This window comes from Paraburkholderia phenoliruptrix (assembly GCF_902859825.1).
Taxonomy (GTDB): domain Bacteria; phylum Pseudomonadota; class Gammaproteobacteria; order Burkholderiales; family Burkholderiaceae; genus Paraburkholderia; species Paraburkholderia phenoliruptrix.
Window position 1 is genome coordinate 1 of the sequence record NZ_CADIKB010000058.1, and the last position, 24,338, is coordinate 24,338.

Genomic DNA, 24,338 nt, shown 5'->3' on the forward strand with positions numbered 1-24,338 from the left:
CTGGATGAAGCCAAACGTTGTCTCGTGATATTGCGTGACGTACTCGTGCCGCCTGTACTGGTGGCGCAACCGGAACTCGAAGTCCACACCTGCACGGTAGCCCTCATGGCGCAGCGTGTCGGTCACGATTTCCTTGACCGACTGCTTCTGGAACAGGCGGCTTGTGACGCCCCGGTTCAGGTCGGCGAGCTTCGGCTCAAGCCGCACCCGATAGTGTGTCTGGTCGGCTGACGTCGGATACTCATCGAACTCCGTGATCACGCCATGGATCGTGTATGCGGGCGGCATCCGGCTGAACTGGTCCGCGTTCTCGCCGAACATCCTGCGCAGATAGTCCATCTCCGGATCGACCGGAGCGATGATGAACTTTGCGGGCCGACCGACCACCTGCTCCATCGGGATGCCGGACACGGGGCTGGTGAATTCGATGTCATACCGGTACAACTCGCTCACCGCATCGCGACCGCTGAATCTGAGCACGGAAAAGGGCGCCGGATGCGGCGCCAGCTTCAACTCGTAAGCCTGTAGAGGCACGATCGACGACATACAGAGCTCCGTTAAACGAACGATATGAACGGCGGTGCCGGGGTGCTCATGACCCCGGCAACTGACAGTTACGTCCTACAGGATCAGCTTTTGGCCTTGGGCATCTGGGACACCAACGACAGCCCGATGTCCATGCCCTCGACCTGGAAGTGCGGAATGATGAAAAGCTTGATGCGGAAGAAGCCCGGGTTGTCCTCGATGTCCTCCACCGTCACCTTCGCCTCACGCAGCGGGTGCGACGCCTGCAACTCATCGCCCGGGTCCTTCATCTCGGTCACGAGACCCTTGATCCAGTTGTTCAGCTCGATCTCGAGCAGGCGCCGGTCCTTGGTCGTGCCGATGTTCTCGCGCTGGATCAGCTTGAGATAGTGCGCGATGCGCGAGAGCAGGAAGATGTACGGCAGGCGCGCATTGATGCGGCTGTTCGCCGTCGCCTCTTTCGTGTCGTACAGTGCTGGTTTTTGCGTGGAGTTGGCTGAGAAGAAACACGCAAAGTCATGATTCTTGTAGAACGACAGCGGGATGAAGCCCAGATTCGCGAATTCGAACTCGCGGGTCTCGGGAATCAGCACTTCGGTCGGGATCTTCGGCTGAGCGCCGGTGCCAAGGTCATACAGGTGCACCGGCAGATCTTCCACCTTGCCGCCGGCCTGGGGACCGCGGATCTGCACGCACCAGCCGTTGTTCACAAAGCTGCGCGTCATGTTGGCTGCAAACGCAAACGATGCATTCACCCACAGATATTTGTCGTGGTCGGGGCCTCTCACCCCCTCCTCATAGTTGAACGCGCGCACTGGCACGGTATCCCTACCGTACGGCAGACGCCCGAGCACCCGCGGCATCGTCAGCCCGACGTAGCGGGCATCGTCCGTATCGCGGAAGCTCTTCCACTTGATGTACTCGGCGCGGTCGAAATAGTTGCCAATATCCTGAATGGCGGCGACTTCTTCCATCGATTTCTTGCCGAAAAACGCGGCGCCCACCGAACCTATAAACGGCGTGTGGGCGGCTGCCGCAACCTTCGAGATGTTGCGAAGCAGTGCAATGTCCATCGGCGAGTTTGTGAACTCGAAATCGCTGATCATTGCGCTGACCGGCTGCCCGCCCGGCGTGTCGTATTCCTCGATATAGGCGAGGCGGTACAGGCCGCTCTGAACCAGCTCGGGCGTGTCCTCGAAGTCCAGCTGCAATGCGTCCTTCGATACGTCGAGCACTTCGATCTTCGCGTTCCTGCGGAAGTCCGTACGCGACACGAGCATCTTCAGACCGCGCCACCGGCCTTCGAGGGCCTGGAATTCCGGCGTGTGCATCACAGCGTCGAGCTGACGACCGATCTGCCGATCGAGCTGGCCGATGTAGAAATCAAGCAGCGATTTGTCGAGCCGGTCAACCGGCTTGCTTTCTTTCGCGACCAGATTCAGCAGCGCGTCCATGCCGCGGGCAACGCGTTCGTCGGCCGATGCCTCGGCCAATATGTCATTGTCGCGAAACGCTTCCAGCGGGCGGGCCTCGGCGACGATGTTAAGGTTGATCTTGTTGCAAAGCGAGGCGTACACACTGTCGTTCTCGAGCACGAGTGTTTCCGCTGCACCCTGACGGGCTTCGTTCTGTTTCATGGTTATCTCAGTCTCGGTTCGTATGGCGACGTTATTGCGGAAGGCGTAACGGGTAGCTTTGGCCGGCCGCCCTCAGGCATGGCCTTCCTGTTGCGTCGCCGCGGTTGCAATCTGGGCAAGCTCGCCGCGCAACTTGTCTGACAGACGCCTGTCCTTCAGAATTTTTTCGAATTCTCGACGAAAAGTGCCGTTGTCGAGCAGGTTGCTTTTCAAATCGCGCAGTAAATTGCGCATTGCAAGCATGGCCTGCATTTGCGGAATCTGGCGCGCCACCTGTTCCGGCTCGAAGTCCTTCATCGAGCGAAAGGAGAGAGTGACGGGCAGTTCTGAACCATCAGCGGCCAACGTGTTCTCCGCGGCGAGCTTCAGGTCTGGCGCGTAGTCGGCCAGAACAGCATCGAAGTTGTTCTTGTCAATGTTCACCTTCTTGCGCTCGGCGAGCGGCGCCTGTTCACGGCCCGCACTGAAGTCGCCCGCGACAAGCAGCTTGAGGGGCAATTCCACCTTCTTCTGCGCCCCGCCCGTATGCAGATCCAGGGTGATCGAAACACGACTTTTCGGAATTTCACGTTGGAAGCTGTCCATAGGATTCCTTATTTATCTTATTAAAATATCCGCAGAAATATCCAAGCGATGTGGTGACATTCTTCGAGCAGGCGCATGTCTCAAACGCCGTACGCGGCTCAAACGAATACTAACGGCACCCCCAAAGCTCGGCATTCATTCATGCGCCGTTATTGCAACGGCGTATTAAACATCTTTACCCGCGCGGCGTCAAAGCACACCCCCCCGTTGCTGAACAAATATAGTTAGTGAAACGAAGTTTCGGAAAAATCTTATGGATTCGTTGCCTCTTGATGGTTCATCAGCATAACTCGCGATCCCCGATCGCATAACACGCCCACCTTGCTCGCAGGCTGCCTACTTTTTGCAAATTTTTATTATGAGAAAGTGCGAAGCACCATTCGCAAACGCACCGCTCATGCTAACTGAGTCACACAATTCATTTTCAATTCGAAAATTTATAACAATCCATAACGTTTTGCACGACGAATTACTTATTCGCGTTTACGATTTACGGATCCGTCATTAGAATGCGCCCACTTATAACCACTACAAGCCGTAGACCACACGTATGCGGATAGACAAACCGCTCTGGCATGAGGGCTTGATCCTCACGCAGCAGCACTTTCAGCAACAGGACCGATGGGCCGGATTCGCGATGCAGCAGTTCGCCACTGCGGTGCTCACGGAGCCATGGGGCACCCTGGGCGTCGAGGTCGACGAAGAGGCGCTCGCGACCGGCCGTCTCAAGCTCACGCGGCTGAAGCTTCGCTTTCCCGATGGCACGCCGATCGACACCGCGCTGGCCGACGCACTCCCGGCGGGGCGCGATCTGACGCATGGCCTTCCGGCTGACCGGCAAAGCATCACAGTGCTCGCGGCGCTCGCTCTACCCGATGCGAACGGCAACAACTGCCGCTTCGATGAAGCCACGCTGGCGCGTCCGCGTCGCTCATACCGTGAGTTCGTGAAGGTGGCTGACCTCAACGGGGTGACTGAGACAGAGATCGCCGCGGAACGTCATGCCGTGCGCCTGCTGTTCGACTTCGAGTCGCATGCGGACGACACGGCGTGCGCGATCGTGCGGCTTACTCGCAGCGGCAGCGGCTCGGGCGGCGGTCAGTTCCGCGTCGATCATGCATTCGTCCCTCCCTGCCTGACGCTTGGCAGTCACCCGCTTCACCTCGAACGGATCGCCCGGCTCGCTGACATCCTGCAGGCGAAAAGCCTCGCGCTCGGCGCTCGGCGCAGCGAGCGCATGGAGCAGATCGTGGAATACGGCGTGGCCGACGTACAGCTTTTCTGGCTACTGCACTGTATCCATTCTGCCTGGCCGCAACTGCGGCTCTGTCTCACCCACCCCGGCCGGCCGCCGGAGCATCTGTACGCGACACTCGCCCAGTTGGCGAGCGCACTCATGACGTTCTCGACCAGGGCGCAGCTGGCTGACATTCCCACGTACGACCATGTCTGCGCAGACGAAGTGTTTGCGAAACTCGAATCGATGATCCGCGACCTGCTCGACGCGATCATTCCGTCACGCGTCGTATCTATCGGGCTCACGCGCAAGACGCCGACAACATGGACTGGGCAGTTCCTCGACGAGCGTATCGCGGGAGATGCCGCTGACTGGTATCTGTCGGTGAACGCGCCAATGGCCGCGTTCGAGCTCGTCGAGCAGTTTCCGCGGCTGTGCAAGATTGGCGCACCCGACGACGTTGGGCACATCATCAATTCCGCGCTGCTGGGTATTCCGCTGAAGACGGTGCAGCGAGTGCCCGCCGCAATTCCGGTACGCCTCGACAACCAATACTTCGCGCTCGATTCATCCAGCGCCGCGCATGCCAGGATGCTTGCCGCGCGTGCCTGTCAGATCTACCTGCCGGCGTCGATACCCGATGCCGCGCTTCAACTCTACGCGGTGCTGCGTACATGAACGCCCTGACTTCCAGCAACCAGGAACCTGCCGCGCTAGACGAACTCTCGGACAACAGTGACATGCCGCGCGACGACACGCACGAAAGCATGCGCGCCCTGCTGCGAGACACGGCATTGCTGGTGACCACGCTTGGCACCGGTGGAGCAGTGAAGGAGGCGGACGAACTGCGCAACCGATGCAGGCAACTGATCGCGCATTTTGCGGAAGCGCTGCAAGCCCGGCGGTATCCAGACGACGTGCGCCGGGAAGCCCTGATTGCCCAGTGCGGGTTGCTGGACGAATCGGTACTGCGGTCTCTGCCGGCAGATATGCGTGCCGGTTGGGAACTGCAACCGCTGCAGGTCGAGCAGTTCAACCTGCACGACGCCGGCGAAACCGTGTTCGACCGGCTCGATGCACGTATGCGCGAGAGCGTACCGTGCGTCGATTTGCTCGAATGCTACTCGGCGGTCCTTGGCATGGGATTCGTCGGCCGCTACGCCCGCGAGGGCGAGGCAAAACGCACCGCCCTTATCGCGGCGCTCAACGCCAGGCTGGACAGACTTCGACCATCATCGGAACGCCTGTTTGTCGCAGACCAAGCGGGGCGGCGCCTGTCCGACTGGTTTTACCGGCTGTCTCCGTGGGCCGTTGCGGCTCTGGCAGGTATTGCTGCAGTGATCGTCTGGGCGATATGGGCGGCGGCACTCGACATGCAACTTGCCCATCTAGTGTCGGTGAAAGGCACCCGCCCGTGAAATCCGGTCTGCCTGTCCTCTCTGGGGCCTTACCGCTAGCGCCCGATGACGACTTCAAGGGGCTGGGATATCCGGTGCGCGCGATGCTGCTGTTCGCGGCCGCGTTGGCGCTCGCGGTAGTCTGGCTCGTGTTGACGGTTAGCCGCGGTGTGACATGGACGCTCACGGTAGTGATCGCAGTGGTCGCGCTATCACTCGCGTCCTGGTTCACGCGCCGGCTGACCCGCGCGCGGCAACAGGGAGCACAAGTGCTCGCGGCGCTTGGCGCCGCGACGGCCGATATTCCGGTGAAATTGCGCACGCGCATGCCCCTCGTCCTCATGACCGGCGACGGTCTATCCGCGCTTTTCGACCGAGCGGGAGACGTCCGCCATGCGCATGTGGGCGACGGGGCAATCTGGCTGCGCGTCGATCGGGCACAGGATCTGCCGCGGCTTGCACTCGCAGTGAGACAGTGGCGCGACGGTCGCGCACCGGACGGGGTGGTGCTGTCAGTTGTTCCGGCACAGCACACAGGGGCGGACATCCTTGTACAGCAACTGCATGTTGTGCGGCAGGCCGCGGCGGATGCGTCCCCCATGCTGGGCAGGCAATTACCCGGCTACGTCGCCGTGTATCAGCGGCTCACAGCCGCTCCTCCAGACCTGGCCACGCCTCAGTGGTATGGCGTTTCAACGACTTCGCGCATCGTCGATGCCGCACGTTTTGAAGCGGTGATTCGCGCCGCCGAAAACGAAGCGCAGCATGCGGCGCGCGACCGCACGGCAGCCGCGCACGCGGCCGCCCTTGCGTCGATCATCGGATGGACACAGCGTGTCGTCATCGGTGCGCTCTCGGATCGGCATCACCCTGCCATCCCATGGTCACTCTTTGGTGCCGGCTGGATCGATTGCGGTCCCGCGAGTGGTCCAGCGAACCCGTGGGCACGCGATGTCGAGGTGCAGACGCGGGTGATGCGCGCACCGGCCCCGGCCTCTGCGCTCCCTTGGCCGCTGCCTCAACCGCTGGTTCAAGCGCTGCCCCGGCGATACTGGATGTCGCCACGCATGGCAGCCTTTGCCCATGCGCTTGCGCTCGTAGCATCTGCAGCCGCGGTTGCGTTCTGGGCGTCGGCAAAGAACAACGAGGCGCTGCTAGCCCGCATCGGCACGGACCTGGGCCGCTATTCGATGATTCCTTCCGCGCACGATACGGCCAAGCGCGCGGCACTACAAACACTCGTGGCCGATCGGGATCAACTTGACCGTTATGCGCGCGCCGGCATTCCACTTCCCCTGTCATTCGGCATGTACCGGGGTGCGCAGCTCATGCCGGCTGTGAACGAGGCCATTGCATCCTATGCACCACCGCCGCCCCCGCCGGCAGTGGTGACGCTCGACAGCATGTCGCTGTTCGACAGCGGCCACGCACAACTCAAGCCCGGCTACACACGTGCAATGGTCGGCGCTCTCGAAATGATCAAGGGGCATCCGGATAAACGGATTCTCGTGGCGGGCTATACCGATAACGTAGGCGATCCCGGCAGCAACCTGAAATTATCGACGGCGCGCGCGCAAGCCGTGCGCGACTGGTTGATCGATGCGTCGGGGATTCCGGCCACACAGTTTGCTATCCAGGGCTACGGCGACACGCGACCGATCACAAGCAATGAGACACCAGACGGCCGCGCCAGGAACCGGCGCGTCGAAATCACACTGGTACCGGACGCGCTGAAGTGAGTTCCACGCTGCGAGGACTTCGAGCGACTGGACGCCATTCGTGCTCGTGGTCAGTCGGAAAGATGAAGAACGATTCTAGCCCCGAGGCACTTCGCGTCGGGTTTCTCTGGCCCGGCGTAGAGATCCGGGCAGTTGTTGCAGTACACAAAAAGGAGTGAAGTAATGGCAATTCCGGCCTATATGTGGCTCAAGGACGACGGCGGCGCGGACATCAAGGGGTCGGTGACAGTTCAAGGGCGTGAAGGCAGCGTCGAACTCGTCGCATTCGACCACGGCGTGCACATCCCGACCGACGGCAACACGGGCAAGCTCACCGGCACCCGCGTGCACAAGCCGATCAAGCTGACCAAGGAAACGGACGCGTCGACCCCGTATCTGTACAAGGCTGTGACGAGCGGTCAGACGCTCAAGTCTGTCGAAATCAAGTGGTACAGGATCGACGACGCGGGCAAGGAAAAAGAGTACTTCAACACGAAGCTCGACAACGTCAAGATCGTGGCCGTCAACCCGGTCATGTACGACATCAAGAAGCCGGAGTACGAGAAACACAACCATCTCGAGAACGTCGAACTGCGCTACGAGACGATCACCTGGTCCTACAAGGACGGCAACATCATCCACAAGGACACCTGGAACGAGCGTTCCTGATATCCGCACTGCTTGGTGGAACTGGCTTGCTGCTGCCGGTTCCTTTGCCAGTCCGGGCTCGGGCTGACCTTCTTCCACCCAGGAGCGGCGCTGAACGATGGCCATCACCCGCTTCAATTCCGACCGCTCCCTCATGATCTTGCGCGATACCACTCACCTGCTCCGCCGACTCAATCCGCATTGCGCGAAGGCGCTCGAGGCGGCTGCGAGTCTTTGCCTCGCGCGGCTTTCGGACGAGATAACAGTCGAGCACTGGCTGCTGAAGCTGATCGAGGCAGGCGACGGCGACATTCCGGCAATCCTCCGACACTATGGGATCGATGTCGATGCGCTGTGGGACGCGCTGATCGCAGCCATCGAGCACGTACCCCGCGACCTCCGCGGCAAGCCGGCGCTGTCCGTTCAAATGGCGACCGTATTACAAGACGCCTCGCTTAGAGCCGCGGCGGGTAACGATGACGCATCGATTCGGTCGGGCAACCTGATGCAAGCCATCGTCGACGCTCCGCACGTGCTGCGTGCGCAGAATATCTGGCCGCTGCTGTCAATCAGCAGTGCCCAGATCGAACGGCTCCTGCTGCGTCTCGCCCATCGTTCGTGTGAGAGCGCACAAGACGATCTGGATGCGCAGATGACCGAACCGGCTCGCGCCGCGCCGGACGATGCGCACGCACCCGGGACAGCGGCCCCGGACGCTCGAACAGTCCAGCAAAATGGCGGCGCACATGCCCTCGCCCGCTTTGCGCTCGACCTGACCGACAAGGCGCGCAACGGCCAGATTGATCCCGTATTCGGCCGCGACCGTGAGATCCAGCAGATGGTCGACGTGCTCGCACGTCGGCGCAAGAACAATCCGATCCTGGTCGGTGATCCGGGTGTAGGCAAAACCGCGCTCGTTGAGGGGCTTGCGCTGCGCATAGCCGAGGGCAGCGTGCCTGAAGTGATCCGCGACGCGCGCATCCTCACACTCGACCTTGGGCTGCTGCAGGCTGGCGCTGGTGTCAAAGGCGAGTTCGAACAGCGGCTGAAGAACGTGATCGACGAGGTGCAAGCCTCGCTAGTGCCGATCCTGCTGTTCATCGACGAAGCCCACACGCTGATCGGCGCCGGTAACGCAGCAGGGAGCGCCGACGCCGCCAACCTGCTCAAGCCTGCGCTCGCGCGCGGCACGTTGCGCACAATCGCCGCCACCACCTGGTCGGAATATAGGGAATTCTTCGAGCGCGACGCCGCGCTCGAGCGACGTTTCCAGATCATCAAGGTTGAAGAGCCTGACGACGACGCTGCGTGCCTGATGCTACGTGGCCTCAGGAATCGCTACGCGGAGTATCACCATGTTCACATTCGCGACGAGGCGCTGGTCGCCGCGGTGAAACTTTCGCGCCGCTACATTCCCGCACGTCAACTGCCGGACAAGGCAGTCGACCTGATCGATACGGCAGCCGCGCGCGTCCGCATGGGCCTCGAATCCCCGCCGGCGGAACTGCAGCGGGCACGCGCCTCGGTGGCGGCTCTGGAACTCGAGGACGCGACTTTGGCCGACGACGCGCGTGCAGGCATGGACCACGCGCAAGCGCACCGGGCAACACTGGGCGCAACGCTTGTAAAGGCGAAGGCAGAATTGGCGGATTTGCAGTCTCGTTATGCGAGCGAGTTGAGGCTCGTGCAGGCGCTGCACGAATGGCGTGAACGAGAACCGGCTCGACGCGACCACGCTTCACTGGCTCAGGCGAGGCATGCACTTGCTAACGCTCAAGGCAAGGGACCGTTGATCTTTGCCGACGTCGACGCACAGGCGATCGCGCGCGTCGTCGCCGAATGGACGGGCGTGCCGGTCGGCCATCTCGTCGAGGACGAACTCCAGTGCCTGCTCGCACTCGAAGCGCAGCTTGCTACGCGCGTCGTGTCTCAGGACGACGCACTGGGCGCGCTTGCCGAGAGTCTGCGCACCGCAAAGGCGGGACTCAAGAATGAGCATGCTCCGCTCGGCGTATTTCTGCTAGCTGGCCCGTCAGGCGTAGGCAAAACCGAGACCGCCCTGGCCCTGGCCGATCTGCTGTTTGGCGGCGAAGCGGCGCTCACGACAATCAACATGTCGGAGTACCAGGAACCGCACACGGTGTCGCAGTTGAAGGGCTCGCCCCCGGGCTACGTCGGATATGGCCGTGGCGGCATTCTGACGGAGGCAGTGCGCCAGCGTCCCTATAGCGTCGTGCTGCTCGACGAAATCGAGAAGGCTCATCGCGACGTGCTTGACATCTTTTATCAGGTATTCGATCGCGGCGTCATGCGTGACGGCGAGGGGCGCGTGATCGACTTCCGCAACTGCGTGATCCTGATGACCTCCAACCTGGGCAGCGCGCAGATCGACGAAGCGACGGCAGACAATCCTGAGATTGCACAGGCCGCGCTGCTCGAGATCATCCGTCCGGCACTCGTCGCGCACTTTCAGCCGGCGCTGCTTGCTCGCTTCCAGACGCTGATCTACCGACCGCTCGGTGCGACCGCGCTCCAGTCCATCGTGCGCATGAAGCTCGGCAAAGTCGCCGATCGCCTGCGCCGTCAGCAAGGCATCGAGCTGACCTGCGACGAGTCGCTGATTGAGACGATGGCTGAACTGTGTCTCGCTCGTGAATCCGGCGCGCGCAACGTCGACGCATTCCTGAACCAGCGCATCCTCCCGACCGTGTCGGGCGAGTTGCTCGCACGCATGGCGAGCGGCGCCGTGCCAGCGACGATCGCGTTGTCGAGCTCGGCCGAACGCGGCCTGACGATCGATTTCGTTGACCGCGACGAAGCGGCGCACGCTGAAGCGCACGCACCGCTCGTTGCATAGCGGAGCGACGCCATGGCGGCCGGCCCTTCTCTCTACGACATGCTGCTCGGCCAGATCGGGGGCGAGCCGCTCGACGCCCACGACGACCGGACGCTCGAATGCCTGAGCGTGCAACAGAACGTGCGGCGCATTCTCAACACGCGCGCGGGTGCGCTCAAGCATCTGCCCGACTATGGCTTGCCGGATTTGACCAACATCTACAAGGCATTGCCCGCTTCCGCGCACCTGCTTAAGGAGCAAATGGAGGCGACGCTGCTCAAATACGAACCCCGCATTCGCAAAATCGATGTCGATATCCTCGAGAACGACGATCCCGGCGTGCTCGTAAGTTTCGAGATGACATGTCACCTCCGGAAAGCGGGACTCGTCAGGTTCGGGACATACTTCGAACCACCCGGCCGCATGCGGGTCGAGCACCGGCAACAGGCACGACCCGTCAGTTGATAAGTGGCAAGGTAGCGTACGGCCCGTTTAGATCGAATCTTCGTCCCACCAAAACAATGCCGAACCTCCCGACTGAAGATAAACGCGACGCGTGAAAACTAAGCCGACACCGACGAAAAGGCTCACCACAGTACCGCGAATCCGACACGGCTTCCTCCGACGTCACGAGATATCACGCGCGAACCGCCGCCCCGTCCCGCTCAAAACCGCGCCACATCCACAATCGCATCCGCAAATGCCTTCGGCGCTTCCTGCGGCAGGTTATGGCCCACACCCCCGCCGATGTTGCGATGCGCGTACTTCCCGGTGAACTTCTTCGCATAAGCTGCGGGTTCGGGATGCGGCGCGCCGTTCGCGTCCCCTTCCATCGTGATGGTCGGCACTGAAATGGTCGGCGCTTTGGCGAGGCGCTGTTCCAGTTCGTCGTATTGCGACTCGCCCTCTGCAAGCCCGAGTCGCCAGCGATAGTTGTGAATCACCACGGCGACATGATCCGGATTGCTGAACGACTGAGCCGTGCGATCGAATGTCGCGTCGTCGAAATTCCATTTGGGCGACGCGAGACGCCAGATCAGCTTGTTGAACTCGTTGCGGTTCTTCTCATAGCCCGCATAGCCGCGCTCGGTCGCGAAATAAAACTGGTACCACCACGCGAGCTCCGCCTTCGGCGGCAGCGGCGCCTTGTTCGCCGCCTGGCTTCCGATCAGATAACCGCTCACGGACACCATCGCCTTACAACGTTCCGGCCACAGGGCCGCAATGATATTCACCGTGCGCCCGCCCCAATCGAACCCGCCGAAAATCGCCTTGTCGATCTTCAACGCATCCATCAACGCAATCACATCGACTGCAACCACAGCCTGTTGCCCATTGCGCGGCGTATCCGGCGACAAAAAGCGCGTGGTGCCGTAGCCGCGCAAATACGGCACGATAACGCGGTAGCCCCGAGCGACGAGCAAGGGTGTCACTTCAGCGAAGCTGTAAATGTCGTAGGGCCAGCCGTGCAGCAGAATGACAACGGGTCCATCCTGCGGGCCTGCTTCCGCATAACCGACATTGAGCGTGCCGGCATTGACTTGCCGCAGGTTCGCAAATGAGGCAACCCGCGAAGCCGACGTGCTGCCGACGGCCTGTGCATTGGCGAGGCCGCTCAAACCGAGTTCCATCAAGCTGAGGCCCGCGACGGTCGTGCCAAGCAGACGGCGGCGCCGTGTGTTGATCTGTTCAGACATGGCTCATTGTCCTTTGTGTTGAGAGCTGTGAAAGACGAAGGCGGCAGTCGAAGCCTCACACCATTCGCGTGGCGCAAAGCCGGCTGCGCTTGCGCTTGCCGGCGACGATGCGTTCGACTCGCGTGAACGTATTAAACGCGGTGGACGTATCCCGCTTATGTCCGCAGCGCTCGCGGGTGCAACGTTATGTATCCGGCCTCAGTCCGGATACGTTGTGATACAAAGCGTACCTCGGCTACCCTCGCACGGCTGCGTCATACCCATGCGTATCAGGTAGAACCCGTTAATTTTTTCTGGACGTCTCAATGCACGCGTTGCCGTGGGTTGCCATCTTTCTTGCTGCTGTATCAGTCGTTGTCCGGGGACCTCGTCTTTCGACGCTCGGCCTGCTGGCCCTTGGTTACGGGCTCGCGTTTGGGTTCGGAGTCTTGCAGCCACTCGCCGCCATACCGATTACGCTACTTGCCGGCACGGGCCTGTTATTGCAACGCGATCCGCCGCCTGCCGCCAGGCTTTTGTGCAATCTTGTTTTTGTCGCTCTGGCGATAGGCCTTTTTCAACACTGGCTACCGGGGTTTCATAATCTGCAGGTTTTTCATGCTGAACGGCTCACGCCTGACGCCGCCCCGTTCACGATGTACCTGAACTTCGACAAGCCGCTAATCGGCTTCTGGCTGGTGCTGACGTACCCATGGATTCAGCCGGAAAAAGATTGGCGCGCGCTCGCCGTATCAGCGGTCGCGGCCTGCGCCGCGACGTCGCTCATCTGCCTGTCGATCGCATTTGTTGCCGGATCCATCGCGTGGGCGCCCAAGTGGCCGCATCTTGGCTGGCTCTGGGCGCTCAATAACCTGCTGCTGGTCGCTTTTGCGGAGGAGGCGTTTTTCCGCGGCTATGTGCAGGGCGGCATCGCTCGCCTGACTGTTGATCGCCCTCATGCTCAATGGGTCGCGCTTGTCGTGGGCGCGGTTCTGTTCGGCGCGTTACATTCCCAAGGCGGAGCACTACTCGTTGTGCTCGCAACCATTGCCGGACTCGGCTCCGGTCTTGCCTACCGCGCGGGAGGCTTGCAGGCCGCGATGCTGACTCACTTTGGCCTCAACCTGATTCAGTTCGGTTTGTTCACTTATCCATTCATCGCACGCGTGTAACGATAGCGCCGGCGCGAGGCACAGCAGGCCCACTTGCGAGTTAAGGCCGCCCTTCGCTCGGCACCTCTGCTGCCTTGCTGAGCTCCGCCATCAGAATTCGCGCGATGCCGTTAGCTGGCGGCGTGCCGTCCGGCGCCGCTGCCGTCGTCGCCCATGTGACGATAGTCGTCCTCGTCACCGGATCGTAGCCCATGAACGTATTGAAGCCGGGTATTTCGCCGGTGTGTCCATAGAACGTGCCGAACTTCGCCAGCCCGAGGCAGTAGCTCGCAGCGCCCGGATCCGACGGCTGGGTCGACTGGCAGCTGGCGAGCCGTTGCGCCTGGAGGTCGGCGCTCAGATAGCCTCCGCCGACCATGCGCTGCACATAGGCGGCGAGTTCGGTTATGGTCGAAATGCCTGAGCCGGCGGTCCATGCCCATGATGTGTTCACCGACGTGACGTCCGTGGGCTGCAGCGTTCCGTTTTTTGCGGCCGCCTGACGCGCGGGGGACAATGCGTCGCTTTCCGCCGTTTCCGCATTGGTGCCCCACTGATAGCCATGCGGCGCCGGTATCCTCAACGATGTGTCGTCCTGAGGCGGAAGATAGCTCTCAGTCAAACCAAACGGCGTGAAAAGACGCGTCCTGATTGCGTCGGCGGCACTCATGCCCGTCAACTGCTCGATAATCAGGCCAAGCAGAACCGTATTCGTATTCGAGTAGCGGAAGTCCGTGCCGGGCGCGAAATACACAGGCTGGCTAAATGCGATATCGAGCAACTCTTTGGTAGTCCATACCTTGTTCGGTTGCGCGTCGAGCGTCTGATTAAATGCGAGGCTGGTTGAGTAGTTATAGAGGCCGCTGCGCATGCTCAGCAATTCCTCTATCGTGATGCTGTCGCCATTCGGCACGTTCGCAATGTACTTGCTCACGGGGTCGCCCAGTGCCAGCTTGCCTTCCTGCACGAGTTGCAGAATCACTGTGCCGGTCCACGTTTTCGTCACACTGCCCACCCGAAAATGCGCGTTGGTCGGAATCGGCGTGTGGGTGCCCCGCGCTGCCGTTCCGAACGATTCGAGCCAATTGCCGCTCGGCGACTGCACATAAACCACAGCACCCGGTGTGAGGGTCTCTGCGAGCAATGCGTCGATCTGGGGACGCGCCGCGGTGGCAAAGGCGGGCTCAGTGGGTGTGAGCGTGTCGCCGCCGCAACCGGCCACGGCCGCGCCCAGTACCAACGCAAGCACAACCGCATAAATCCGACGAAAGAGCACATATGACACGCACATCGCAAAACGGGAAGATGCCATTTGCGTTTCCCCTTCCTGATCATCGAGCCAGCGTCCTGTGGCCAGCTGAGAGGCGGTACGGCATTGCCCGGACCGGCCCTCGCCGTCGCTTCTGTTTCTAACCGCGCTGAACAACTATAGGACGTGGATTGCGGATCCGTGTGCGATTTATGCCAATAGGGACCGGCTAAAAGTCTTGCGCGCCCCTAGGGGGCCTGGCCCGATCAAATGATCCTGGCGACGGAGGTAGCGAAGTTCCTGATTTCATCGAACTGCGTGACGAGTTCCAGACATAACACGAACCCGAGCATCGCCGATGCGCCCGGATAGCGTTCTATCCAACTCAACACGCGGGCCGCATAACGGCTTCTTACGGCGTCGCGAGTCATGACGCAGGTAATGACGACGCCGATCGCCGCGCCGCCCAGCAAGTCGGTCGGATAATGAAAGCCTAGATAGGCGCGGGGCATGCAAATGAAGAGAACCACGTAGAGCAATGCCAGCGTGCCGATGCGCCTCGACACGATAAAAATGCCTACCGCAACGGACATCCACAGCATCGCATGGTCGCTTGGAAACGAGCTCCACGTGGCCAACATGCTTTCGTTCGGCGGCACGAATGGAAAGTGAAGATGCAGTTTCGGCGAAAAAGCCGGACGCATGCGGAACGGCAAGAAATGCGCAAGAACTCTTCCACTGAAAAGAGCCAGTAGCCCGCTCGCAACCGTCGCAATGACGACTTCGCGTCTCCATTGCCGACGCTCGTCCGACTGAAACCATATCCACCATAAAACGGGGATCAGCATGAGCCCCTTGAACGAATACATCCCTGCAATGGCGCGCACGGCGTGGTTGCACAGCAGACAAGAACTGAATCCGCTAAAGAAAGTCTCTATGCTGGTGTCGAAGCTGTTCATTTTTTTAGTGGGCAATAAGATAGAGATGAAACGGCAATCGCCTGCATGGCGAACTGTGTGACATCTACCCGTTGCCTCGCCTGTCCGCCTACGCCGAGAGTATGCGATTTACCGCCGCCGAGCGTTCCGCAACGACTCGCGAAGGCGCGCTTGCGCACGTACGCCTAAAGGTTCTTCTCGCGCTGGCGCCGGACGGCGCCAGTCAATGTAATGCCGCTGTAAGAGGCCACGGCGCGAGCCGATGTTTCTTTACCGACGGCTTACGCATCCCTTCCATTCGCCATCGATTACGCCGCTCTGTCGTCAGAACCACGCCGTTTCAACATCTACAGCGCGGCGAACACCACGGCCGCCACGCCGTCGACCTGCCCGAAGATTCGCGAGAAGCGATAGTGCTGGTCGCCGATCTGCAGCAGGTTCGCGCCCGAAGAGGTGGACCCGAGCATCTCATTGGCAAGCGGAATCGAAATGGCGCCGATCTGCTTCAGCTCGGCGCGTGTAGATTCCGGGTCGCCGAGATAGACGGTACAGACGTCTGCGGTATGTCGCATCATGATGACGCTGCAGGCTCTATCAAGCGATCGCTCAAGATACCCCGCAAGGGCTTGGAGCGCTTCGGCTTGCTGCTGCGAATCCCCGGCAGCGGGCTTATCGTCATTCGTCATGTGGCCTCCCTTGGCGATAGGCGATGTTGCCGTCTCGCACGTCTGTCCTGTCGACATCATGGCACATCCGCGTCTGCGCTTCGAGTGCATTGCCGGTTACCCGGTGTTACCAATTTCGCATTGCCGTTTCACCTGTGTGGCGGGCCCACCCCTAGACTTCGAGCCATGTTCACTGACGCGGCACGCAAAGCGTGCGGGGAGTAGCAAAATGAATAACAAACTTCTGGGCATCGCACTCGGTTTGGCCGCTCTGGCGGCATCCAGCGCCGCGTCGGCTCACGTCGACATTGGCGTGGGCATCGGTATTCCGCTCGGCGTCTACGCGCCGGCAGAGCCGGTCTATGCACCGCCGCCTCCGGTGGTCTACGCGCCTGCCGCGCCGGTTGTGTATGGTCCGCCGCCGGTCGCCGTTGCATATGGCGACGACTGGCGCGCCCGCGAGTGGCGCGAACGTCGTGAGTGGCGCGAACGCGAATGGCGTCGCCACGAATGGCGCGAGCATGAGTGGCGCGAGCGTGAATGGCGCGGTTATTGAAACGACGTCCAAACGCGTGGCATTCTCTAACGATGACTTGTGGGTGTCTTCGAATGAAAACTGGCCTGACTAGAATCGCTTTGCTTGCAACAACGCTGATCGCTACGACAGGCGCGGCAAACGCCGCGGGCTGCCTCAAGGGCGCGGTGGTGGGCGGAGTGGCTGGGCACTACGCCGGCCATCACGCCGTCGTCGGCGCCGTGGGTGGCTGCGTGGTCGGCAGACACCTCGCGAAGCAGCACGCCCAACAGCAGGCACAGGAACGAGCCGCGCAGCGCCAGGCTGTACCGGCCCAATGACGGTGCGCTTCTTTTGTGCGCTGGGAGCGTGGGGTGCCTGGTCACTGTTGAGTTAGCGGGCAAGAAAGCACCGATTATCTGCAATAGCGTGCCTTACCTAGACGTTTAGGTTAACGAACTTTTCCCGCCGACGTCCTCGCAACCCACCCCGCAACGGATGTCTTCCGAGACTAATCCTCAAACGGGTTGCCGCCGCTTTTCACCTCGGTGCTGAGGTTATATTCCGCGCGCACGGTTTTGAGCACGCCCTCGATGTCGCGCTCGAAGCCGATTGCATTGCCGAACTGTGTCATGTTCCAGTTGCAGCCTGTCTTGTCCGCCTCCTGCAACTGCGGCCTCGGCACACGAATCTTCACGCCATCCTCGACGACTTCCTGCAGTCGGTGAATTCGCCGGCTGACTTCCTGCTGCAACTGCGAGGCATTGAGCGTCTTGCGTATCATCCTCGTCTCCTTTTAAGGTTCTTCGAGTCAGTCTAGCGCAAGTGCGGTGCGCAACAGTCGGGCGCTGAGGAACAAAAGGGCCTGGGCGCAAACACGACACCGCTGCCGACGAAGGCGCGCCGCGATAAGATGCGCCAGGTGCAAGCGTTGCGCCGACACGGACCTATTTCTGGCCGGGGCGCAACGCGCGGAGAATTTCGATGGACGACCGATTCGACAGACGAGAACTGCTGCTTCACCTGGGCGACATGCTGGCCGCGTCCAGCTCTTTGGCTCGGGCAGGCGCGCCCGAAATGCCGGTGGTCCAGCTTTTAAGCCAGCAGGATCTGCCCGCAAACCTCGCATTTCTGCGAGCGCTTGATCCGACAATGACGGTGAGCGATTTCGGCGCACGCGTCGCCAGTGCATTCTCGCGGTGGCCGCAGGACCTTCTGGATACCACGCTCGACCACGAGTCGCTTGCATCGACTGTTCAACAGGCACTCTTTGAAGGTAACCCGCGAGGCTGGGACTCGTACGTCGCTCATGTGCAGAACAAGGTGACGTGGTTCGGGACGAGGCTCCCGAAAATGAAAACGAGCGTCAGTGGCGAACCGGCAGGCGAGGCCAGGCAGCGAGCCGCAGCGGCTGCGGCTGCACCATCTGCCACGCCATCCGCCGCGCGAACGGGACCAGGCACGCGAAGGGGCTGGCCTTGGCCCGATCCCGAGACAACGCGCTGATGTTCGCAGCACATCGCGCTTTGCAGCGCTGAAGCCTTAGCGCGAGGACACGGACGGCAGAGGCGGCGCTCCAGCGCCTCCGATAGAACGTAAAGCAGCAAGAAGGTCACCGCTCGAGTGTTGCCCTCTGAGACACGAAGCGGTGCTCCTTGTTGGGACAGACCCAACATCGGATTGCTGCTTCGCTCCCGCCGCTTTGGTTCGATGCCCGTGCGGCGGGGCGCTGCGGTCGGCAGCGTGAATGCATCGCCGTCGGCACAGTCGTTGCAAGTTTAGCTGCATCGTCAGGAGACAGCCATGATGCGGCTCTTTGCAAACTCACACGGCACGAAGCTAACCTATCGAAGCGGAATCGTTGCTATCGGTGCCCTCTTTCTGATCGCCGTGTGCGCGACCGGACTCGCGGCACTTGCGGGCCTACTGCCGGAGTCGGAGACGGTCGCCGTGACTGTAACCGCGATACCTTTGGTGGACCTGCAAACTGTGATCTCGCGGAGTATTTCGAGTCCGTGATTCGTTTGCCGGGCACCTGCATCGAATGCGGCTTTCTTGACCGTTAGCCGCGGTCGAGGCGTGACATCACATATTCCGGAAAGGAGCTCAGCCCTCGTCGACAATCACCTGGCGAGCATCAAACCGCGCACTATCGTTTTATCTCAATCGGCTGTCCGTGCGGCGTATTCCGCGCGGCGATGTCCCACTCGTTCTGCCGCTGTCCGAGACTGCGGTCGGTCACCAATCCCTTGTTCGCACTGATGCGCTCCAATGCCGCCAACCAGTGATAATAGTAGCTGTCGCGGTACTCCAGTTCGCCAGCAGCCTGCGCCTCGCGGATGGTCTGCCCCAAGCATTCCGCCCACTCGGCCCACGTGAACACGCCAAGCTCATGCAGTCTCAACGTCATGGCAAACGCCCGGGCTTGCCATGGCGCACTGAAAGCAGGTTCGGCGTCGCTACAAGGCAAGGCAGGCAAGACGTCGCGCAGTTCACGAGAACTCGAGCGGGTATGCGGCATATCAGATAGGCGTAACGTTTGAATACTCCAGATAGGGTTCCCAGCAATCCACACAAACACTTGCTGCAGTCGTATCTTTTCCCCAAAGTTCTGCCCCAGTGAACTGCACGGTATAAAGCCAATGCGGCTCCTCCCCGAGCCCCATCGCATTGGAGTCTGGGAAAACCTGCGGACCGTGCACCGCGATAACCCGCCCCCGCCTGCCTCGACAATAGCGCGGCAATCGCGTATGGGTGGAAGGGTTCAACTGACGGGTCAGTACTTGGTCGTCGACCCTGAAGCGCGCCTCGGTGACCGCTGGTCGAGTTACAGGGTTGTCACGGCGTAGCGCCGCAGCGACGTCGTTAGCCATCAAGACACGAGGCACGGAGTTGCCGCAATTATCCGGGACGCCGCTTGCGATTTCCGCGGCCGTCAACAAGCCGGTGTCCATGAGCAGCGTTTTCAGAGCTTCGAACCATATCTCGAAGTAGGTGCTTGCCAGATATTGCGCTGGCGGCAATCTCTCCCGCGCGGCACGAGACATGTCGATGTTCCATTTACCCACGGCACCCATCGCCAATGTCATTGCCAGCACGCGCCGCTCCCAGTCAGCGTGAAAAACCGACGTATCGGCCTGGTGGCGAATCGGGCCGAATGATTGCATGCCGCCGACATCTTGCGCACCGTTCATGACGGATTTCTCGCTGGTTCCGGCATTTTCGGGAGGCCGGTCCCGATCATCGAGTCACGCGTGACGAGCCCGGCTAACGCTTCCTCAGAAAAACCGGCAGTGTCGGGCGGCCGCATGGGCAGAACAAGATAGCGAACCTCAGAAGTCGAATCCCACACGCGAATTTCGACTTCAGTTGACAATTCAAAACCGAATTCCTTCAGTACGCCTCGCGGATCAATCACCGCTCGGGACCGGTACGGCGCCGACTTGTACCGGACCGGCGGAAGCCCAAGGACCGGCCACGGATAACACGAACACAGCGTGCAGACCACCATGTTATGCACGCAAGTGCTGTTCTCCAGCACGACCATATGCTCCCCTTGGCGCCCTTCATAGCCAAGCGAGGCGATCGCGGCGGTCGCGTCGTCGAGCAACCATCGCTTATAAGCGGGGTCGCACCACGCTTTTCCGACCACGCGGGCACCGTTGCGCGGTCCAATCCGATGCTCGTACGTTTCGATCAGTACGTCGAGAGCATGTGGATCGATATATCCTTCTCAACCAGCAAGGATTCCAGCGCACGAACGCGCACGTCCACCTGCGGGAGTGCACTGCCCGCGTGGTCGTGAGCTGCGGCATGCGCGTCGCCCGCGTCGTCGCGAGCAGAACTGCTAGCGCTCATGGGAGTTCATCAGAAGGTGCCCGAATGGATGCACGTCCGAGTGTTTTGAGGCACGCCAAGCTTGAGCAATACGTCGTAGCGTCCCCGCCGCGTGCCACATTAGTCGAAGTCCGCCGAAATTCAACGCAGTTCTGACTGCATGGCGCATATGCGTCGCATATTGTCATTTCCGGACTGCCCTCAGCGACAAGCCATACCCATACTTCGTGGGGCATGTACAGAGGTGCGCCTCGGATGCTCAACAGGAGGAATGGATGAACCGCTCCATACTCTTAAGCAGTGAAACAGCCGCGCGCCACAAACACACCGACGTAAGTTTCGACGTTGTAATTGTCGGTGCCGGTATCGCCGGTTGCACTGCGGCGCGCCTATTCGCGCTGGAGGGTCTACGTGTAGCTCTCGTGGAGCATCATGCGAAGGCGGATGCATACAAGCAGCTATGCACACATTTTATCCAGCCTAGTGCCACGCCTACCATCCGTCGTCTTGGTCTTGATTGCCTCATTGAGGAGGCTGGCGCCATACGCAACAGCATCGATATATGGACACGCTATGGCTGGATCGGCAATGTTTCCCCCGTCGATAAAGACGGTATCGAGCTGTTTGGATACAACGTTCAGCGCCGCACGCTCGACCCGATTCTTCGCCGCCTCGCCGTTACGACCCCTGGTGTCACGAGCTTCCTCGGCTGTCACGTGCAACGGCTCGTCGAGCAACAGGGAGAAGTGAAGCGTGTAGAGTTGGCAGGCATGGATTCAGCGGTACTCGAAACGCGCCTTCTGGTCGGCGCGGACGGCAGAAATTCTCCGCTCGCAACGCTCGCAGGGATTAGGGCCGTCTCAACGTTGAATACGCGCTTCGGCGCTTCCGCTGCCTACCGCGGAGTTCGACTGGTGCGTGGTACGTGTTCGCAGATGTGGATGCGCGGGGCAGAAATGGGTTACATCTTTCCGAACGACGATGGCATAACGGTAGTGGCGTATATGTCATCCAAGGATGCGTTCGATGAATTTCATCTTTCGCCACGCGATTCACTGACGCGGGCCATGGCGAGTTTTCCCGATGCTCCTGACTTGTCGACGGCGATTCCGGAGGGAAGGGTGTTAATGGTCAAAGACTATCCAAATTTGTCGGGGCGACCGTCGGCGCGCAATATCGCGTTTATAGGAGACGCATTGATGAGTCTTGATCCGTTGCCCGGCGTGGGTTGCGGTTTCGCATTCCAGACGGCTGAATGGCTAGTCGACGCGCTGGCATCTGCCTTGCGGGACAATCGCCCCTTGCGCGGTGCGCTCAATTGCTACGCGAGGACGGTATCACGCAAACTGTACGGACACCGCTTCTTTGTCCGCGACATGGCGCGCCGCCGTAAATTTAACGTGCTTGAGCGATTGGCATTTGCAGCGGCGGCGCAAGACGATTGGGCGTCCAGGCATCTACACAACTTTGCGGCCCGTCTGAACGGGCCCGGTCAGTTTCTCGCGCCGCAGGCAGTCTTGCGGATGCTCTGGATTCGGCTTAGGAGGCCTGCATCCTGCAGCGCGCAGCGCGACGCACCGGTCTGATCGGTGATCGCCTCAGCCATCGCCAAAGCTCGAATCGGTAGTCCAAGCTACTTTTCATGGAAGGCAGATGCCGATCATCGTCTACAAGTTTGGATATGGGTCGAGCGATGAATCGCCCGATATCAGCCCCTTTGTCGTGAAGCTGGAAACCTGGCTGCGCATGTCCGGCCTGCCCTATGAGACGCGAACCGGCAACTGCGCCAGAATGCCGAAAGGGAAGCTTCCCGTCGTCTCCATAGACGGAGAGCTGATTGCGGACTCCAGTTTTATCATTCGTGAGTTGCAACGTCGCTATCCGCACGCGCTGAACAACAGCCACTTGAGTGCGCTCGAGACTGCGCAGCTGCTAGCCTTCAAGTCGCTGTTCGAAAACGATCTGTATTTTATCGGAGTGTACTTCCGCTGGGGCATAGACAGCAATATGGCTATCTATCGGCCCTTCCTGATTGATTATGCGAGACGATGCACACCGGGCGTCGGCTCGCACGTGCTTCCATTGATTTCGCCGATTCCATTGGCGTTGGCGCGTCGGCGAATGATGCAACAAGTGTGGGCGCAAGGCGTCGGGCGACACACCTATGATGAAATCTCCGAGATGGGGGTCGAAGCGTGGCGTGCAGTGGCCGAGTTCTTGAGCGACAAAACTTATCTGTTCGGTGATGTACCGAGCACGCTAGATGCGACCGGATTTGCCTTGGTGCATTGCACGCTGGCTCATCCGTTTCAGAGCCCGCTCCGCTCGTACATTGCAGGCGAAAAGCGGCTCGTCGACTACCACGATCGAATCTGGAAACGGTGGTGGGTGCGCCGCCCTGATTAACAAGTGAAGTTGCAGTCGGCCCTGAGCTGCGTGCTTCCCGGGCTTGTGCCGGCCCGTTGTCGCGACGGGCGCCGTCATTCAAACTCAACCTCCGCCTCACATTCGACGGGCACGTTTAAAGGAAGAACCATCCCGACGGCGGACCGAGCATGCATTCCAATGTCGCGACCGAACAGCTCGAGGATCAGATCCGAGAAACCATTTGCGATCCGAGGTGTCTGTTCAAAGCCCGGAGCAGTGTTCACCATTGCAAAGACGCGGAGCCAACCTGTAATACGGTCAAGGTCGCCGAGCGCTTTCTGCAGACTCGCGAGTTGTGCCAGCGCCACCAACCGCGCCGCTGTATAGCCTTCGTCGAGCGAGACTTCCCGGCCGACTTTGCCGATCGGGCGCGCAATGGTCCCGTCAGGATTGAGCGGCACGTGCCCCGAAAGGCTCTTTTTCCCCTGACACGCACCCATTCGAACGGCAACGACATTTGCAGGTTCGCCGGCATATCTAGAGGCTGTGGGAGCACCAAGCCCATTTCCGCCAACTTTCTTTCGATTCTTGCCATGTCTCGCTCCTCAGGACTCAGATTCTTTGTGTGACGATGTATATGCGCGGCGCGGCGGGGTTGTCCCTCGCGTCCTCAATAAGGTGGATACGTTTTTGCGAAAAGCAAACCAGCCATTGGCGTGAAAATGGTGCGCCATTCGCGACCCCCGAACCGCCGCCGGCAAAAAAAGGCACCCACCAGCACCAATGCTCCCTGCCCCGCCCCTCGCGGCTTGCACCACCCGACTCAACCCTGCCACTTACCCACATTCAGATGAAACCTGCCCTCTCCCATAAGTCAAACGCGCCTTGAGTCGGCGACGCACGAAACTGTAGTTGTCCTATCCGTTATCCATGGAGGAACCCGCGTACTGCAAAAAACATTTCTCGGAGACGCATCATGAAAGCGCTTATAGGGTTCGTTGCGATGCTCGCCGTGCTGCCAGCGGCAATTGCCGAGCAAGGCGATGCAGAAGACAAAGCTCTGACCGAGCTGATGACGAAGCAGACAGTGACGCATGAGACGCAACCAACGCAAGTACAGACCGATACGGCTTATGGCGACAACGGCAAGACCGCTACGCAATCAGGCGGTTCAGTACTGAAAGCGAAAGCAGCCGTCAGCAACGGTGAATGACGCGGAGCTTCAAACGGCTGACTGCCAATCAACCGTAAGCGATCCATTATCGACGTCTACCAACTGACGCTCTGAGCGAGGAGCATAGGTGTCCACCTATTTTGAACTGCCCCCCAAAAGTTGGACGGCTTTTTGGGGGAATTTT

At 60.4% G+C, this 24,338-nt stretch carries 24 protein-coding genes and 1 pseudogene; 13 read left to right on the top strand and 12 right to left on the bottom strand.

Translation table 11 applies throughout. The annotated features are described in order from the left end of the window. The 3 genes from HV711_RS30780 to tssB all read right to left on the bottom strand — a co-directional run. On the bottom strand, window positions 1-546 hold a 546-nt coding region (locus HV711_RS30780; RefSeq protein ID WP_254604936.1), incomplete at its 3' end, for a contractile injection system protein, VgrG/Pvc8 family. 83 nt (window positions 547-629) lie between these two features. After that, entirely contained in the window at window positions 630-2,162 is a 1,533-nt protein-coding gene (tssC, locus tag HV711_RS30785) for a type VI secretion system contractile sheath large subunit (protein WP_035484105.1), read from the bottom strand. A 72-nt stretch (window positions 2,163-2,234) separates the two neighbouring features. After that, entirely contained in the window at window positions 2,235-2,747 is a 513-nt protein-coding gene (gene tssB / locus HV711_RS30790; RefSeq protein WP_028362267.1) for a type VI secretion system contractile sheath small subunit, read from the bottom strand. A 550-nt stretch (window positions 2,748-3,297) separates the two neighbouring features. Here tssB and tssK point away from each other — a divergent pair. The 6 genes from tssK (at window position 3,298) to tssE (ending at window position 11,048) form a co-directional block, all read left to right on the top strand. Then, a complete protein-coding gene (tssK, locus tag HV711_RS30795) occupies window positions 3,298-4,662 on the top strand; it encodes a type VI secretion system baseplate subunit TssK (RefSeq protein WP_035484107.1) in 1,365 nt (454 codons plus the stop codon). After that, window positions 4,659-5,402, top strand: coding sequence for a DotU family type IV/VI secretion system protein (locus tag HV711_RS30800; protein WP_035484109.1), 744 nt, complete (start codon window positions 4,659-4,661; stop codon window positions 5,400-5,402). Before tssK ends, HV711_RS30800 begins: the two co-directional genes overlap by 4 nt. Continuing rightward, entirely contained in the window at window positions 5,339-7,120 is a 1,782-nt protein-coding gene (locus HV711_RS30805; RefSeq protein WP_425195037.1) for an OmpA family protein, read from the top strand. Before HV711_RS30800 ends, HV711_RS30805 begins: the two co-directional genes overlap by 64 nt. Before the next feature lie 162 nt (window positions 7,121-7,282). After that, a complete protein-coding gene (locus HV711_RS30810) occupies window positions 7,283-7,768 on the top strand; it encodes an Hcp family type VI secretion system effector (RefSeq protein ID WP_028362271.1) in 486 nt (161 codons plus the stop codon). Window positions 7,769-7,901: 133 nt separating this feature from the next. Then, window positions 7,902-10,604 carry a type VI secretion system ATPase TssH gene (gene tssH / locus HV711_RS30815; protein ID WP_035484128.1) on the top strand — a complete coding sequence of 901 codons (2,703 nt, stop codon included), beginning with the start codon at window positions 7,902-7,904 and terminating at the stop codon, window positions 10,602-10,604. 12 nt (window positions 10,605-10,616) lie between these two features. Beyond that, window positions 10,617-11,048, top strand: coding sequence for a type VI secretion system baseplate subunit TssE (gene tssE / locus HV711_RS30820; RefSeq protein ID WP_028362273.1), 432 nt, complete (start codon window positions 10,617-10,619; stop codon window positions 11,046-11,048). A gap of 200 nt (window positions 11,049-11,248) precedes the next feature. Here the strand turns inward: tssE and HV711_RS30825 are convergent, their stop codons facing one another. Beyond that, entirely contained in the window at window positions 11,249-12,280 is a 1,032-nt protein-coding gene (locus HV711_RS30825) for an alpha/beta fold hydrolase (RefSeq protein ID WP_035484111.1), read from the bottom strand. Window positions 12,281-12,585: 305 nt separating this feature from the next. Here HV711_RS30825 and HV711_RS30830 point away from each other — a divergent pair, with 305 nt between their 5' ends. Then, complete coding sequence (locus tag HV711_RS30830; RefSeq protein WP_035484113.1) at window positions 12,586-13,431, top strand: CPBP family intramembrane glutamic endopeptidase; 846 nt, start codon at window positions 12,586-12,588, stop codon at window positions 13,429-13,431. Window positions 13,432-13,471: 40 nt separating this feature from the next. Here the strand turns inward: HV711_RS30830 and HV711_RS30835 are convergent, their stop codons facing one another. The 3 genes from HV711_RS30835 to HV711_RS30845 form a co-directional block, all read right to left on the bottom strand. Next, on the bottom strand, window positions 13,472-14,722 hold the full coding sequence (locus HV711_RS30835; RefSeq protein ID WP_035484115.1) for a serine hydrolase domain-containing protein: 1,251 nt from the start codon (window positions 14,720-14,722) through the stop codon (window positions 13,472-13,474). A gap of 203 nt (window positions 14,723-14,925) precedes the next feature. Then, window positions 14,926-15,618, bottom strand: coding sequence for a phosphatase PAP2 family protein (locus HV711_RS30840; protein WP_035484116.1), 693 nt, complete (start codon window positions 15,616-15,618; stop codon window positions 14,926-14,928). A gap of 326 nt (window positions 15,619-15,944) precedes the next feature. After that, the gene (locus HV711_RS30845) at window positions 15,945-16,283 is read right to left on the bottom strand and encodes a hypothetical protein (RefSeq protein WP_035484118.1); all 339 of its coding nucleotides are present in this window, start codon (window positions 16,281-16,283) and stop codon (window positions 15,945-15,947) included. A 208-nt stretch (window positions 16,284-16,491) separates the two neighbouring features. On the opposite strand from HV711_RS30845, the gene HV711_RS30850 reads away from it, so the two are divergent. Both HV711_RS30850 and HV711_RS30855 read left to right on the top strand, forming a co-directional pair. Then, window positions 16,492-16,818, top strand: a complete 327-nt coding sequence (locus HV711_RS30850; RefSeq protein ID WP_013587888.1) for a hypothetical protein — start codon at window positions 16,492-16,494, stop codon at window positions 16,816-16,818. 53 nt (window positions 16,819-16,871) lie between these two features. Further along, window positions 16,872-17,117: a hypothetical protein gene (locus tag HV711_RS30855; protein ID WP_013587887.1), complete on the top strand. Its 246-nt coding sequence runs from the start codon at window positions 16,872-16,874 to the stop codon at window positions 17,115-17,117. Between the two features lie 170 nt (window positions 17,118-17,287). On the opposite strand, the gene HV711_RS30860 is transcribed toward HV711_RS30855, so the two are convergent. Next, window positions 17,288-17,560 carry a hypothetical protein gene (locus HV711_RS30860; protein WP_015002232.1) on the bottom strand — a complete coding sequence of 91 codons (273 nt, stop codon included), beginning with the start codon at window positions 17,558-17,560 and terminating at the stop codon, window positions 17,288-17,290. A gap of 200 nt (window positions 17,561-17,760) precedes the next feature. Between HV711_RS30860 and HV711_RS30865 the strand changes: the two genes are divergently transcribed. After that, window positions 17,761-18,282: a hypothetical protein gene (locus tag HV711_RS30865; RefSeq protein ID WP_028362281.1), complete on the top strand. Its 522-nt coding sequence runs from the start codon at window positions 17,761-17,763 to the stop codon at window positions 18,280-18,282. A 643-nt stretch (window positions 18,283-18,925) separates the two neighbouring features. Here the strand turns inward: HV711_RS30865 and HV711_RS30870 are convergent. The 3 genes and pseudogenes from HV711_RS30870 to nthA all read right to left on the bottom strand — a co-directional run bounded on the left by HV711_RS30870 (window position 18,926) and on the right by nthA (window position 20,634). Beyond that, entirely contained in the window at window positions 18,926-19,297 is a 372-nt protein-coding gene (locus tag HV711_RS30870) for a nitrile hydratase accessory protein (RefSeq protein WP_035484122.1), read from the bottom strand. A 1-nt stretch (window position 19,298) separates the two neighbouring features. Beyond that, complete coding sequence (nthB, locus tag HV711_RS30875; RefSeq protein ID WP_035484124.1) at window positions 19,299-19,970, bottom strand: nitrile hydratase subunit beta; 672 nt, start codon at window positions 19,968-19,970, stop codon at window positions 19,299-19,301. Next, window positions 19,967-20,634 (bottom strand): annotated as a pseudogene (gene nthA / locus HV711_RS30880) (nitrile hydratase subunit alpha). Before nthA ends, nthB begins: the two are co-directional and overlap by 4 nt. A 254-nt stretch (window positions 20,635-20,888) precedes the next feature. Here nthA and HV711_RS30885 point away from each other — a divergent pair. Then, complete coding sequence (locus HV711_RS30885) at window positions 20,889-22,199, top strand: NAD(P)/FAD-dependent oxidoreductase (protein ID WP_035484125.1); 1,311 nt, start codon at window positions 20,889-20,891, stop codon at window positions 22,197-22,199. Window positions 22,200-22,266: 67 nt separating this feature from the next. Then, window positions 22,267-23,019 carry a glutathione S-transferase family protein gene (locus tag HV711_RS30890; RefSeq protein ID WP_082201566.1) on the top strand — a complete coding sequence of 251 codons (753 nt, stop codon included), beginning with the start codon at window positions 22,267-22,269 and terminating at the stop codon, window positions 23,017-23,019. Window positions 23,020-23,093: 74 nt separating this feature from the next. Here HV711_RS30890 and HV711_RS30895 read toward each other — a convergent pair whose 3' ends face one another. Further along, entirely contained in the window at window positions 23,094-23,441 is a 348-nt protein-coding gene (locus tag HV711_RS30895; protein WP_341809909.1) for a RidA family protein, read from the bottom strand. 515 nt (window positions 23,442-23,956) lie between these two features. On the opposite strand from HV711_RS30895, the gene HV711_RS30900 reads away from it, so the two are divergent. Further along, window positions 23,957-24,193, top strand: coding sequence for a hypothetical protein (locus HV711_RS30900; protein ID WP_244142778.1), 237 nt, complete (start codon window positions 23,957-23,959; stop codon window positions 24,191-24,193). Window positions 24,194-24,338 lie beyond the last annotated feature (145 nt).

Excerpts from the sequence above, each read along its gene's own strand:
- tssC (WP_035484105.1), bottom strand. The coding sequence starts at position 2,162 with ATGAAACAGAACGAAGCCCGTCAGGGTGCAGCGGAAACACTCGTGCTC.
- tssB (WP_028362267.1), bottom strand. The coding sequence starts at position 2,747 with ATGGACAGCTTCCAACGTGAAATTCCGAAAAGTCGTGTTTCGATCACC.
- tssK (WP_035484107.1), top strand. The coding sequence starts at position 3,298 with ATGCGGATAGACAAACCGCTCTGGCATGAGGGCTTGATCCTCACGCAG.
- HV711_RS30800 (WP_035484109.1), top strand. The coding sequence starts at position 4,659 with ATGAACGCCCTGACTTCCAGCAACCAGGAACCTGCCGCGCTAGACGAA.
- HV711_RS30805 (WP_425195037.1), top strand. The coding sequence starts at position 5,339 with ATGGGCGGCGGCACTCGACATGCAACTTGCCCATCTAGTGTCGGTGAA.
- HV711_RS30810 (WP_028362271.1), top strand. The coding sequence starts at position 7,283 with ATGGCAATTCCGGCCTATATGTGGCTCAAGGACGACGGCGGCGCGGAC.
- tssH (WP_035484128.1), top strand. The coding sequence starts at position 7,902 with ATGATCTTGCGCGATACCACTCACCTGCTCCGCCGACTCAATCCGCAT.
- tssE (WP_028362273.1), top strand. The coding sequence starts at position 10,617 with ATGGCGGCCGGCCCTTCTCTCTACGACATGCTGCTCGGCCAGATCGGG.
- HV711_RS30825 (WP_035484111.1), bottom strand. The coding sequence starts at position 12,280 with ATGTCTGAACAGATCAACACACGGCGCCGCCGTCTGCTTGGCACGACC.
- HV711_RS30830 (WP_035484113.1), top strand. The coding sequence starts at position 12,586 with ATGCACGCGTTGCCGTGGGTTGCCATCTTTCTTGCTGCTGTATCAGTC.
- HV711_RS30835 (WP_035484115.1), bottom strand. The coding sequence starts at position 14,722 with ATGGCATCTTCCCGTTTTGCGATGTGCGTGTCATATGTGCTCTTTCGT.
- HV711_RS30840 (WP_035484116.1), bottom strand. The coding sequence starts at position 15,618 with ATGAACAGCTTCGACACCAGCATAGAGACTTTCTTTAGCGGATTCAGT.
- HV711_RS30845 (WP_035484118.1), bottom strand. The coding sequence starts at position 16,283 with ATGACGAATGACGATAAGCCCGCTGCCGGGGATTCGCAGCAGCAAGCC.
- HV711_RS30850 (WP_013587888.1), top strand. The coding sequence starts at position 16,492 with ATGAATAACAAACTTCTGGGCATCGCACTCGGTTTGGCCGCTCTGGCG.
- HV711_RS30855 (WP_013587887.1), top strand. The coding sequence starts at position 16,872 with ATGAAAACTGGCCTGACTAGAATCGCTTTGCTTGCAACAACGCTGATC.
- HV711_RS30860 (WP_015002232.1), bottom strand. The coding sequence starts at position 17,560 with ATGATACGCAAGACGCTCAATGCCTCGCAGTTGCAGCAGGAAGTCAGC.
- HV711_RS30865 (WP_028362281.1), top strand. The coding sequence starts at position 17,761 with ATGGACGACCGATTCGACAGACGAGAACTGCTGCTTCACCTGGGCGAC.
- HV711_RS30870 (WP_035484122.1), bottom strand. The coding sequence starts at position 19,297 with ATGCCGCATACCCGCTCGAGTTCTCGTGAACTGCGCGACGTCTTGCCT.
- nthB (WP_035484124.1), bottom strand. The coding sequence starts at position 19,970 with ATGAACGGTGCGCAAGATGTCGGCGGCATGCAATCATTCGGCCCGATT.
- HV711_RS30885 (WP_035484125.1), top strand. The coding sequence starts at position 20,889 with ATGAACCGCTCCATACTCTTAAGCAGTGAAACAGCCGCGCGCCACAAA.
- HV711_RS30890 (WP_082201566.1), top strand. The coding sequence starts at position 22,267 with ATGCCGATCATCGTCTACAAGTTTGGATATGGGTCGAGCGATGAATCG.
- HV711_RS30900 (WP_244142778.1), top strand. The coding sequence starts at position 23,957 with ATGAAAGCGCTTATAGGGTTCGTTGCGATGCTCGCCGTGCTGCCAGCG.